A 12,210-nucleotide genomic window follows, 5' to 3' on the forward strand; every position below is an offset into this window, starting at 1 on the left:
TATTAAAATTGAGGATATTTTGTGTAGATCATAAAAAATGCTGTAAAAGTACCCAATTTTGTATGAGGATGTTACCAATTAAACTTTAAATAAAATGAAGAAAATTTATAAACTAAATGAGTGAAATATGAGGATAAATACAAAGCAAGTTCGTAGATAACTACAGCTATGCTAAAATAATTGACTGTTTATCTGCTCTTATGGGAACACTCGCGTGGAAATTAATCCTTATCTAAACCAATTGAAAGACTTAACTGATCGTAGCCAAACACTACGGGGGTATCTTTGACTACGATCTGAAAAAAGAACGTTTAGAAGAAGTTTTACGTGAGTTAGAAGACCCTGCGATCTGGAATGATCAAAGCCGCGCTCAGGCAATGGCGAAAGAAAAGGGTGAACTAGAAAACGTTATTAATGTATTGGATGGGTTGTCAACACAACTTGAAGATGCAAAAGCGATGTTAGATTTGGCTGTGGAAGCCGACGATGAAAGCCTGCTTGAAGATGTTCAGTCTGAGCTTAATGCTGCCGAAGATGAACTGGCTAAACTTGAATTCCGTCGTATGTTTAGCAACCCAATGGACCCGAATCCCTGCTATGTAGAGATTCAATCAGGTTCAGGTGGTACCGAAGCACAAGATTGGGCATCTATGCTATTACGTATGTATATGCGTTGGATTGAACGTCATGGTTTTAAAGCAGAACTTATGGAAGTGTCTGATGGCGATGTAGCGGGTATTAAATCAGCAACGATTCGTGTTGAAGGTGAATATGCCTACGGTTGGTTACGCACAGAGTCAGGTGTACACCGTTTAGTTCGTAAATCACCATTTGACAGTGGCAACCGTCGTCACACTTCATTCTCTGCGGTATTTATTTCACCAGAAGTTGATGACAATATTGAAATTGATATCAATCCTTCTGATGTTCGTACTGATACGTACCGTGCATCTGGTGCAGGTGGTCAGCATATTAACAAAACCGACTCTGCTGTACGTTTGACGCACATTCCAACAGGTATTGTGGTGGCGTGTCAGAACCAGCGTTCGCAACATGCTAACCGTGACCACGCATGGAAACAGTTACGTGCACGTTTGTATGAATTGGAAATGCAAAAACGTAATGAAGCAGCTCAAGCTCTTGAAGACTCGAAGTCAGATATTGGTTGGGGAAGTCAAATTCGTTCATATGTATTAGATGATTCCCGTATTAAAGATTTACGCACAGGTGTCGAAAACTCTAATACAGGTGCTGTTCTTGATGGTGACCTTGACCGTTTTATCGAAGCGAGTTTAAAGCAGGGGTTATAAGAGTCTTTTGAACTTTTAGTTATCTAAAACTCTTAAATTTTTAGCGATTAAAACGGCAAAGCAGTTCAGTGATCGGAAGTTAATCGGAAAAATACGATATGAATATCGAAAAAAGTAGATATGAATATCGAAAAAATGCGATATTATGTTTTCGAAATGCTGAACAAAGCTTTGTTCGTTTAAAAGACGTGTTGAGCCTATGGATATTGATGCAATTAGCAAAGCCCTTTCCAACCCTCTACGCCGGCAAATTTTGCAATGGTTAAAAGAACCTGCGCATTATTTACCGGTGGAAGAATGTGGTGGTAGTTTTGAGAAGGGTGTTTGTGCAGGTCATATTGAACGTTTGGGTAAAGTAGCTCAGTCTACGATGTCTAATCATTTGTCTGTGTTACAACAGGCGGGGCTTATTCAGGTCCAAAAATATGGTCAATGGTCTTATTTTTCACGTAACGAAGCTTTGATTCAGCAATATATCGAACATTTAAAACAAACACTTTAAATTATTAAAAGTGTAAGTCGAGGCGATTATGGCTGAACTCAATACTCCTTTAACGGTTGGCGATTTTGAAATCAAAAATCGATTGGTCATGGCTCCATTAACGCGTGCGCGTAGTGGTGAAAGCCGAGTGCCTAATGATTTAATGGTTGAATACTATCAACAACGTGCAAATGCTGGTCTAATTTTGACCGAAGCAACAGTGATTGGTTCAAAAACTGTGGGTTATGCAGACACCCCAGGATTATGGTCACAAGAGCAGGCACAAGCTTGGAATAAAATTATTGAGGCAGTTCATGCTCAAGGTTCAAAAATTGTAGTTCAACTTTGGCATGTAGGTCGTATTTCTCATCCTGAGCTTTTAGATGGTGATATTCCTGTTGCACCAAGTGCAATTCAACCTGCGGGTGAAGTGAGTTTATTACGTCCTAAACGTCCTTATGTAAAACCGCGCGCACTTTCATTAGAAGAAGTGAAAGAGGTTGTGGCTCAATATAAACATTCAGCAGAATTAGCTAAAGCGGCAGGTTTTGATGGTGTTGAATTACACGCAGCGAATGGTTATTTAATTGACCAGTTCCTTCAAAGTAATACGAATCAACGTGATGACGAATACGGTGGTCCTGTTGAAAACCGTGCACGTTTATTGTTAGAAGTCGTTGATGCATTTATTGAAGTGTGGGGCGCTGGCCGAGTAGGTGTACATATTGCACCACGTGGTGATTCACACGATATGGGTGATGAAAATCCATTAGCAACGTTTGGTTATGTGGTTGAACAATTGAGCCAACGTAATGTTGCTTTCATCTTCTCTCGTGAATATGAAGCTGCTGACAGTATTAGTCCTAAACTTCGCGAAAAATTTAATGGTGTATGGATTGCGAATGAGAACCTAACACCAGAGTCAGCAAAACGTATTTTGCGTGATGGTGAAGCAGACGCAGTATCTTTTGGTAAAGCATATATTGCCAACCCAGATCTTTTACAGCGTTTAGAGCAAGACTTACCTTTAAATGAACTTCAACCAACAACTTTATATGCGAAAGGTGCTGAAGGTTATACAGACTATCCAACGCTAGAAGCTTCGTAATTTTTTGAACTGATGATTTACTGACCTCTTTAATTTATGGGTTCAGTAAATCTCTTTTCTTGTAATGGTAGAGTTTAGGTATCGAAACTCTGCCATTTTTTCTATCTATGTTATATTTTCCCCAGTTTTAAACTTTGACTATTTGAGGCAAACCGCTTGGCGACCCCTTTTTGGTACAACACCGCACTCCATTTATTAAAACCTTTTTACCATTGGCGGATAAAAAAACGTGCAGAAAGCCAGGAATTATATAATCAGGAATGTCTGGAAAGATTTGGGCCGTTTGAATCTCCGAAAAATGTGAGAGCAATTTGGTTCCATGCTGTTTCGGTTGGAGAAACCAATGCTGCGCAGCCTTTAATCGAGCATTATCTTAAACTCGGTCAACCTGTATTAGTTACTAATACAACGAAGACTGGGCAGGCGCGTGCCAAATCATTATTTTTAAAAGCACCTTATTTAGATTTATTTCAAGCAGTTTATTTGCCTGTTGATCAAAAGCATCTTTTAAAACAATTTTTTGAGTTGTATCAGCCAAAACTTTTAGCATTGGTTGAAACTGAGCTTTGGCCAAATTTAATTGATCAAGCCAAACTACAACAGGTTCCTTGTTTATTATTAAATGCACGATTATCAGAAAAATCAGCAAAAGGTTATAGCCGGGTTTCAGGTCTAACGGCAGGAATGCTGAAACAAATTGACTGGGTATTGGCACAAGACGCTGCGACTCGCCAACGTTATGTAGAATTGGGTTTGGATCAACAAAAAAGTCAGGTGGTTGGAAATATTAAATTTGATATTCATGCACCCGAAGCTTTTATAAATCAGGCTGAGAAATTACAACAACAATGGTATTTGGGGCAGCGTAAAGTCCTAACAATTGCCAGTACACATGCGCCAGAAGAACAACAAATTTTGCAGGCACTTGCGCCTTATTTAAAGTCAGATCCAGATTTAGTTTGTATTGTCGTGCCTCGACATCCTGAACGTTTCGATGAAGTATTTGAAATTTCCCAAAACTTAGGTCTAGTCACTCATCGTAGAAGTATGAATCATAGTATTCATGCCAGTACACAGGTTTATCTGGCGGATAGTATGGGTGAGCTTTGGTTATGGTATGCATTAAGTCAGGTGTGCTTCGTAGGGGGATCACTTAATGAACCGGGTGGTGGGCATAATATTTTAGAGCCTATGGTCTTAAATGTGCCGACCGTAATTGGGCCTCGTTACTTTAATTTCCAAACTATTGTTGATGAATTTATTGATGAAAATGGGGTGCTCATTGCCCAAGATGCTGAGCAAGTCGTAGCAATCTGGATGGCATGTTTAGCTGAGCCTGATCAGGCCCAACAAGTAGTAGAACAAGCACATAAAGTCTTACAAAGTAATCAAGGTTCATTGCAAAAACATATTGGCGTAATTAATCGGTATTTGGCCGACAAATCATGAATATCGTTTTACTAGAGCCTGAAGATATTCAGTCAGACACGTGGTCAATTCACTCAAAGCGCCAATTACAACATTTACGTGAACATCTTGATATTACGGTCGGCCAAAATCTAAAAGTTGGTGTTCGTAATGGTGCACGTTATACCACTGAAATTGTTTCGATTAACGAGCAAGAAGTCTGTCTTCGGCCTATCAGTGAAGAAGCTGTACCTGCAAAAATTCCGGTTCATTTAATTGTGGCATTACCCAGACCTAAAGTTTTGCGCCGTTTAATTATGGATAGTGTGACTTTAGGTGTTGAAAAAATTAGTCTGATTCATAGTTATCGGGTCGATAAAAGTTACTGGCAGACTCCCTTTTTACAGCAAATCCACAACTACGTTACTTTGGGACTTGAGCAAGCAGGGGACACGATTGTTCCTGAAATTCAAATGTATAAACGTTTTAAGCCTTTTGTTGAAGATGTCTTGCCTACATTTATTTCAGAAGAGTGTCCTGCTTATGTGGCCCATCCATATGCAGAGCAAAGTATGCCAATTAATATTGATCACGCCTGTAGTGTTGTGGTCGGACCAGAAGGTGGTTTTATCCCTTATGAGGTTGATTTGCTCACAAAAAACGGCTGCCAAGCAGTGAGCTTAGGCAACCGTATTTTAAGAACTGAAACGTCTATTTCTTATATTTTAGGGCGCTTATTTGCAGCTTAAGCATTTGGCTTAACAGTTTCTTCAGTTGCTTGATCACCACGATATACTTTTACTTCTTGTACCGGATATGGAATTGAGATGTTGTTTTCATCAAACGCATCTACAACCAATTCCTGAATTTCACTAATCGAAGCAGAGGTGGTTGTTTCCGTTGTGTCTACCCACCAGCGGACGGTTAGATTGACAGAGAAATCTGCAAGAGCCGTTACGTTGACCGAAAATGCAGGTTGGCTCAGCACATTACGGCTGTTGTCGAGTAGTTTAAGAATGACAGCTTTTGCCTTTTGGACATCGTCCTCATAACCGATTCCGACTACGAATTCACAGCGACGACGTTGATATGCCGTGTTTACAGTTACTGCACTGGTGTAAACAGTCGCGTTAGGAATAACAATACGACGGCCATCGGGTGAACGTAAAAAGGTCGCACGGATTTGAATATCTTCTACGGTTCCTTCCATGTTGTTGACAATAATGTCATCGCCAATACGGAAGGGTTCGCTGAGTAAAATTAAGATACCTGATAGTAAGTTCTGAAAGATATCTTTAAATGCGAAACCAATGGCGACGGAACCAATTCCAAGTGCACTCATTAATTGCCCTGGCGTAAATCCCGGGATCATGATGACGAGTGCAATTAAGAAACCAAAGAATAAAATTGCTGTACTGCCTACACGGTTTAATACCAAAACGAGGTTTTGGCGGGTGTAAGAGCGATTTTCTAAGGTTTTACGAACAAAGAACTTAAATAATTTAGTGAGTAGCCAAAAAATAATAAAAACGATAATCGCAATACAAATATAAGGCACACGTTCCCAGAAGCTATCCACAATTTTATCAATGGTGGTATAGGCATCATGATACTTTTCAGTATGAGCTAAAACCGTTTGAGTGGTTTTAGTACCTGCTTCTTGCAAAAGTTCACCTGTATTTTTTGCAACATCCGTTAAGGATTTTTGTTCATCAGCCACGACAAGTCTCTATTTAAAAAAAATGATGAAAGCGATGATCGGCTTTCATGATAGTAGGAGATAAAATGTGCGCCTACTATAATGAGTTCATCTAAATAATAAAGTGTTTTTTAATTAAAAGTATTCCGTTCCTTTTTGTAAGATTTGTGACGGAGTTTCTATAGTATCGGTACCAGAGAAGTAGTAAAAAAAGCCTGCGGTAGAAATAAGGCTAATTAAAATAGCGAATAAAATAAACCAAGCCATTAACTTTTCGATGAACGTTGATGGTCGAGATGGACCATATTCGTTTGGACCTGCTGTACCTGAGGCAAGCAGTAAATAAATCATAAAAAAGAACTGAACAACTGGAATGAATAGTAGTAATCCCATCCAACCACTTTTATTTAGATCATGCAAACGTCGAACGACAAGAACAATATTTAAATAAATCAGAAACAGCCAAAAAGCCCAGACCACCAATGCACTGAGGCCAGAAAGAGAGCTATAAAACTCAAAATTAAAAAAATTGCTTGAAAGCTGAAAACTTCCAAGAAAAGAGGCCAAAATGAAATAGCCCACAAGAGTGACTAAATAAATCAGTCCATAACCACCTAAATAGCTCATGCGATTAAAACGGCCATGAATTGAAAAAGCGCTATCTTTTAAAGGCAGCTGTGGTGGGCGTGAGGGGCTTGTTTGGGCAAACATATTATTTTATTCCTGTGTTGCATATGAGAGACAAAATAATCTTTGTTGATGATCAAAACCATCAAATCTTGAAAAAATTATAAAAGGAAAAGCTATAGACAAATGTTTTAAATCAACTTAATTTTATAAAAATGTTCATAATTTCGTATGCTTGAGTAAGTGTTTAATATATGACCAAAGTCGCATTGTCTAGACTTTGAAAGAGTCATCATACTGCAAAGGCATGCAAATAAGATCCAGTAAAATAATAGCCACAGTCTCGAGATGGGATGCACAAGATCAAGGAAGTTGCGTATGAATGAGATCTATCCAGTACCAGAGGAATTTAAAAAAACAGCTCGTACTGTTGAAGCAGACTACTTTAAACGTTATCAACACTCTATCGAGAACCCAGATGAATTCTGGGCAGAGCAAGCTAAAATTGTCGATTGGATAAAACCATTTACCCAAGTGAAAAATACCAGTTTTGACAAAGACAATTTCAAAATTGAATGGTTTGCTGATGGTGAGTTGAATGTGTCAGCAAACTGCCTAGACAGGCATCTTAAAGAACATCCACATAAACCTGCAATTATTTGGGAAGGTGACCATCCTTCTCGTCATAAAATCGTTTCTTATAAAGAATTACATGACGAAGTCTGCCGCTTTGCTAACGTTTTAAAGAAATATGGCATTGGTAAAGGCGACCGTGTTGTGCTGTATATGCCAATGGTGACTGAGGCTGCAATTGCCATGTTAGCCTGTGCTCGTATTGGTGCAGTTCACTGCGTGGTATTTGGTGGTTTCTCACCAGACTCTTTGGCAAGTCGTATTGAAGACAGCCAAGCTAAATTGGTGATTACTGCAGACTCTAGTCTACGTGCCGGTAAACTCTTACCACTTAAAGAAAACGTCGATTTGGCTTTAGCATTGCCGGGCACAGAGTGCGTTGAAAACGTAATTGTGGTTTATCGTAATGCAAACCCAATTGCAATGAAGCCGGGTCGTGATTTGTGGTATCACCTTGTTATTATGGAAGTGGATGCTAACTGTCCTCCAGAACCGATGAAGGCAGAAGACCCTTTATTTATTCTTTATACCTCGGGCTCAACAGGTAAACCGAAAGGTGTCTTACATACTACGGGTGGTTACTTAGTTTATGTGACCAGTACCTTTAAAGAGGTATTTGATTTAAAACAAGATGATGTTTACTGGTGTACAGCCGATATCGGTTGGATTACAGGGCATAGTTATCTAATTTATGGACCGCTAGCAAATGGCACCACGACCCTAATGTTTGAGGGTGTCCCTCAGTATCCAACATGGGCACGTCTTGGTCATGTAGTCGATAAACATAAAGTCTCTATTTTATATACGGCTCCAACTGCGATTCGCGCCATGATGCGAGAAGGTGATTCGTTTGTACGTGAAAGTAACCGTAGCAGCCTGCGTTTACTTGGTTCAGTCGGTGAACCTATTAACCCTGAAGCTTGGAATTGGTACTACAACGTTGTTGGGGAAGGCCGCTGTCCGATTGTTGATACATGGTGGCAAACCGAAACAGGCGGTATTTTGATTGCTCCATTGCCGGGTGCAACAGCTTTAAAACCGGGTTCGGCAACGCGTCCGTTATTTGGTATTCAACCTGCCATTGTGGATGGTGAAGGCAATGAGTTAGACGGTGCGGCTGAAGGTAACCTTGTAATTAAAGATTCATGGCCGGGTCAGATGCGTACCATTTGGGGTGACCCAGATCGCTTTATTGAGGCGTATTTCTCGACTTTTAAAAATACTTATTTTACAGGTGATGGTGCTCGCCGTGATGAAGATGGTTATTACTGGATTACCGGCCGAGTTGATGACGTCTTAAACGTTTCAGGTCACCGTCTGGGTACGGCTGAAATTGAAAGTGCTTTGGTTTCGCATGAATCAGTAGCAGAAGCAGCAGTGGTAGGCATGCCTCATGATATTAAAGGGCAAGGTATTTGTACTTTTGTGACCTTACAAGCAGGTGTGCCAGAATCGGAAGAACTGCGTAAAGAGTTAATCAACTGGGTACGTAAAGTGCTTGGACCTGTGGCTTCACCTGATGCACTACATTGGGCACCAGCATTACCTAAAACGCGTTCGGGTAAAATCATGCGCCGTATTTTAAGAAAAATTGCAGCGAATGAATTAGATAGCTTAGGTGACACTTCAACTTTGGCTGAACCAGCAGTGGTCGATCAGTTAATTGTAACGGTCTATCCTGATAAGCAAAACTAATTTTAAAAAAGCCCCAAAAGGGGCTTTTTTATTGAGTTTTATTAAGGATTTGCTAAAAAGTCAGCAGTATTTTGTACATTTGCAAACGTACTCAGCGCAGTTAAAAAAGCAGTTTGTACGTCTTCAGCTTTTACAGTCTTCCCAGCATAACTTAAATCACGAGTTGCGGTTGCATCTGCAATTAAGATTGGTTGGTAGCCAAGTTCTTTGGCTGCACGTGTACCTGAATCAATACACATATGCGTCATCATGCCTGTAATCACGAGCTGCTCAATTTGATGTGCTTTTAAAAGTTCATCTAAATTGGTTTCTAAAAAACTGTTTGGATAATGCTTTGTCACGATTAAAGAATCACTGCCCGCACTGAGTTCGGGATGAAGTAAAACACCATCTGTATTTTCTTGGAAGAAACTCGCTTGCGGCGGATTAATATGTTGTACATAAATGATTGGTAAATTTTTCTCGTTAAAATATTGTTCAAGCTGCTTTATTTTATCGAGCGCTTGCTCTGGCCCAACCAATTCCATTTTGCCATTTTTAAAATAATCATTTTGTACATCGATAATTAATAGTGCTTGTTTCATGAGATCACTCTTGTTGATATGAGATAAAACAAGATTATTCTCTGCCAGTAAAATCGGCTATAGTCAGATGAAAGCATTACCGCCCGTTTTCTTTCGCTATGAAAAATGAATATTGAATTAGACCCGATTGATCTAAAAATTATTGCATTGCTTAAACAAGATTCCCGACTAACCAATAAAGAAATTGGGCAGCGCGTGCACCGGACAGGACAGGCGGTGGGTGCTCGAATTGCTCAGTTGATGGATGCTGGGGTCATTAAAAATTACACGATTGCCGTGCAGTATTCACATAAACAATTTATTCATTTGCATTTAAATGAACAACGCGCATTTGAAGAAATTGAAAATTTGGTCAAGCAATATGAACAAATCGATGAATGTTTTAAAGTCATGGGCAATGCTTGCTATATGATTGTCAGCCATTTTGAACCCGTAGCATTAAATGAATTTATAGAGAAACTTTCAAAATGGTGCCGTTACTCGGTTGAAACTGTGATTCGAGAAGTAGAGAAATCTTAAAAAATAAAGGCTCCAAGCCGAGTCTTGGAGCCAATAAATTCTTTATTTTTAATTTATTGTTTTTATTATCTTGCGCTGTTTTAACTGGGGTTTTTAAGCTGATTTAGCTTGAATTTCTACCTCCTTTTCCTGTTGAAGTTCTAACTGGCGAACGAGTGGTAGAACCTTTTCTCCAAAATATTCCACCTCTTCAATAAAATGTAGGAATCCGGAAAGAATCAAATCAACGCCTACATTTTTAAGTGCCACAATACGCTCTGCAATTTGCTGTGGTGTACCAATTAAATTGGTTTTAAACCCATCGTTATATTGCACTAAATCTTCAAAACTTGATTTTGCCCAGTTACCTTGTTGCTCTGGTGAGGCTGCTCCAGCTTCACGTGTCGCATCGCCAAATGCATTGACTGCTTCAGTATTGGCTTTATCAATAATTTCTTGGAGTACCGCTTTTGCTTCTTCTTCGGTATCTCTGGCAATGATGAAAGCGTTTACCCCAATTTTGACATGGTGATTATTTACTTTTGCTTTAGTACGAATGTCTTCGACCTGTTTTTGAATTTCTTCGACAGTATTACCGTTGGTAAAGTACCAGTCAGAAACACGAGAAGCCATGTCACGTGCAGCACGTGAACTACCACCTTGGAAAACTTCTATATAAGGCTTTTGCAGAGGTTTTGGTTTAAGTGTGTAGTTTTGGAATTGATAGTATTTACCATCGAAACTATAGTTGTCGGTGGTCCATATCCCTTTTAGTGTACGAATAAACTCTTCAGAGCGAACATAACGTTCGTCATGCTCAGGCCACTCTTCTCCAATGGCATCAAACTCACCTCTAAACCAGCCACTCACCACATTAATGGCAATACGGCCTTCGGTTAGATAATCAATCGTTGCAAGTTGTTTGGCTGCAAGTGCCGGTTTCCAGGGGCCGGGCAGAATCGCCGCAATGACCTTTAATTTTTCAGTTTTTGCCAGTAATGCATGACTGAAACTTACCGATTCATGTTGGTTTTCTGCCCCGTACCCCGCCGTAAAACGAATTTGGGTGAGCGCATATTCAAAACCATTGTTTTCGGCAGCCTGTGCAAGTCGAACATTGTAGTCATAACTCCAGTCTGTACGCTGTTCGATGTTACTTACTACAAGGCCACCGCTTACGTTTGGTACCCAATAAGCAAATTTAATTGGTTGTTGTAATTGCGTCATGGTTCACTCTCCCCATTCGTTATTTTTATTTAGCGATGTTGCATTTAGGCAACATGCGTTAATGATTTGCCAGACTTGTGATGTAAACGGGACTCTGCCGCATCAAGATCTGGTACAGCTGCTGAAGGTAATACTTCTTCTTGCTCAATTTGCTTGTTAATACCAAGTTCTTGATTTGCCTGCTGTGTTTTAGATTTAATCACTTCAGCACGTTTACCTTTCGCTGGTGCCCATTCTAAAATTGGTAAGGCACGTGCCACTGCTAAGGTAATACGATCGGATAATTGCTCGCTTTTCACCGTATATTCAGGGGTAAAGTCACGATCTGTCGCATATACGCCAATTGGTAAAGTTTGTGCTTGGAAGAAACTAAACAACGGACGAAGTTGATGTTCAAGTACAAGTGCATGACGATCGCTACCACCCGATGCTGCTAAAAGTACAGGCACATCGACCAGTGCAGTTTGTTCAACAAAATCGAAGAAATGTTTGAAAAGACCCGTAAAAGAGGCACGGTAAACTGGTGTACCTACAATTAAAGCATCTGCTGCTTCAACCGCTGCAAGGTCATCTTGTACGCGCTGTGGAAGTTGGTTGCGATAAAATGCACCGCCTAATAGAGGTCCAATTTCGCTTAATTTAATGAAGTGAACTTTAATGTCGATTGCTTCTGATAATTCATCAAGAATGGCTTGAACCAGACTTTCCGTTTTAGATGGGGTATTTAAGCCACCAGAAACAGCAACAATATTTAAAGGTTTTGGTGATGTGATACCAGTCATAATTTGGTTCCTAAGCCTAAAACAAGTAATTGGACTTATTAATCAACAACGACGGTAAACTGTAAAATAACGAAATTGGTCAACCTTATCAGTTTTAAATATAAAAGATAAATAGTGGATTTTTATACTTTGGCTTTCTATTAAGTTGCTGTTTTTATT

At 39.7% G+C, this 12,210-nt stretch carries 12 protein-coding genes; 7 read left to right on the top strand and 5 right to left on the bottom strand.

Translation table 11 applies throughout. The features are described from left to right. Positions 1 to 214: 214 nt before the first annotated feature. The 5 genes from prfB (at position 215) to HUN22_RS11340 (ending at position 5,055) form a co-directional block, all read left to right on the top strand. A protein-coding gene (prfB, locus tag HUN22_RS11320; protein ID WP_099910007.1) for a peptide chain release factor 2 occupies positions 215 to 1,310 on the top strand; the annotation gives its coding sequence in 2 pieces (ribosomal slippage) (positions 215 to 286 and positions 288 to 1,310; 1,095 coding nt in all). A gap of 199 nt (positions 1,311 to 1,509) precedes the next feature. Next, positions 1,510 to 1,812, top strand: coding sequence for an ArsR/SmtB family transcription factor (locus HUN22_RS11325; RefSeq protein WP_002121891.1), 303 nt, complete (start codon positions 1,510 to 1,512; stop codon positions 1,810 to 1,812). A gap of 28 nt (positions 1,813 to 1,840) precedes the next feature. Continuing rightward, a complete protein-coding gene (locus HUN22_RS11330) occupies positions 1,841 to 2,899 on the top strand; it encodes an alkene reductase (protein ID WP_174729275.1) in 1,059 nt (352 codons plus the stop codon). A 156-nt stretch (positions 2,900 to 3,055) separates the two neighbouring features. Then, positions 3,056 to 4,348 carry a 3-deoxy-D-manno-octulosonic acid transferase gene (locus HUN22_RS11335; RefSeq protein WP_174729278.1) on the top strand — a complete coding sequence of 431 codons (1,293 nt, stop codon included), beginning with the start codon at positions 3,056 to 3,058 and terminating at the stop codon, positions 4,346 to 4,348. After that, complete coding sequence (locus HUN22_RS11340) at positions 4,345 to 5,055, top strand: 16S rRNA (uracil(1498)-N(3))-methyltransferase (protein ID WP_174729281.1); 711 nt, start codon at positions 4,345 to 4,347, stop codon at positions 5,053 to 5,055. The genes HUN22_RS11335 and HUN22_RS11340 overlap by 4 nt, the downstream gene beginning before the upstream one ends. On the opposite strand, the gene HUN22_RS11345 is transcribed toward HUN22_RS11340, so the two are convergent. Beyond that, complete coding sequence (locus HUN22_RS11345) at positions 5,052 to 6,026, bottom strand: mechanosensitive ion channel family protein (protein WP_174729284.1); 975 nt, start codon at positions 6,024 to 6,026, stop codon at positions 5,052 to 5,054. The genes HUN22_RS11340 and HUN22_RS11345 overlap by 4 nt on opposite strands. Before the next feature lie 114 nt (positions 6,027 to 6,140). Continuing rightward, positions 6,141 to 6,716, bottom strand: a complete 576-nt coding sequence (locus HUN22_RS11350; RefSeq protein WP_174729287.1) for a DUF805 domain-containing protein — start codon at positions 6,714 to 6,716, stop codon at positions 6,141 to 6,143. 294 nt (positions 6,717 to 7,010) lie between these two features. Here HUN22_RS11350 and acs point away from each other — a divergent pair, with 294 nt between their 5' ends. After that, positions 7,011 to 8,960 (top strand): acetate--CoA ligase, encoded by a 1,950-nt coding sequence (acs, locus tag HUN22_RS11355; RefSeq protein ID WP_174729290.1) that lies wholly within the window; start codon positions 7,011 to 7,013, stop codon positions 8,958 to 8,960. Between the two features lie 41 nt (positions 8,961 to 9,001). Here acs and HUN22_RS11360 read toward each other — a convergent pair whose 3' ends face one another. Beyond that, on the bottom strand, positions 9,002 to 9,544 hold the full coding sequence (locus HUN22_RS11360; RefSeq protein WP_174729292.1) for a cysteine hydrolase family protein: 543 nt from the start codon (positions 9,542 to 9,544) through the stop codon (positions 9,002 to 9,004). Positions 9,545 to 9,649: 105 nt separating this feature from the next. Here HUN22_RS11360 and HUN22_RS11365 point away from each other — a divergent pair, with 105 nt between their 5' ends. Further along, on the top strand, positions 9,650 to 10,063 hold the full coding sequence (locus HUN22_RS11365; protein WP_174729295.1) for an Lrp/AsnC family transcriptional regulator: 414 nt from the start codon (positions 9,650 to 9,652) through the stop codon (positions 10,061 to 10,063). 93 nt (positions 10,064 to 10,156) lie between these two features. Here the strand turns inward: HUN22_RS11365 and sfnG are convergent, their stop codons facing one another. After that, on the bottom strand, positions 10,157 to 11,269 hold the full coding sequence (gene sfnG / locus HUN22_RS11370) for a dimethylsulfone monooxygenase SfnG (RefSeq protein WP_174729298.1): 1,113 nt from the start codon (positions 11,267 to 11,269) through the stop codon (positions 10,157 to 10,159). Positions 11,270 to 11,313: 44 nt separating this feature from the next. Next, complete coding sequence (gene msuE / locus HUN22_RS11375) at positions 11,314 to 12,051, bottom strand: FMN reductase (RefSeq protein ID WP_174729301.1); 738 nt, start codon at positions 12,049 to 12,051, stop codon at positions 11,314 to 11,316. Positions 12,052 to 12,210 lie beyond the last annotated feature (159 nt).

The sequence above is a fragment of the Acinetobacter lactucae genome (genome assembly GCF_013344765.1).
GTDB lineage: Bacteria > Pseudomonadota > Gammaproteobacteria > Pseudomonadales > Moraxellaceae > Acinetobacter > Acinetobacter lactucae_A.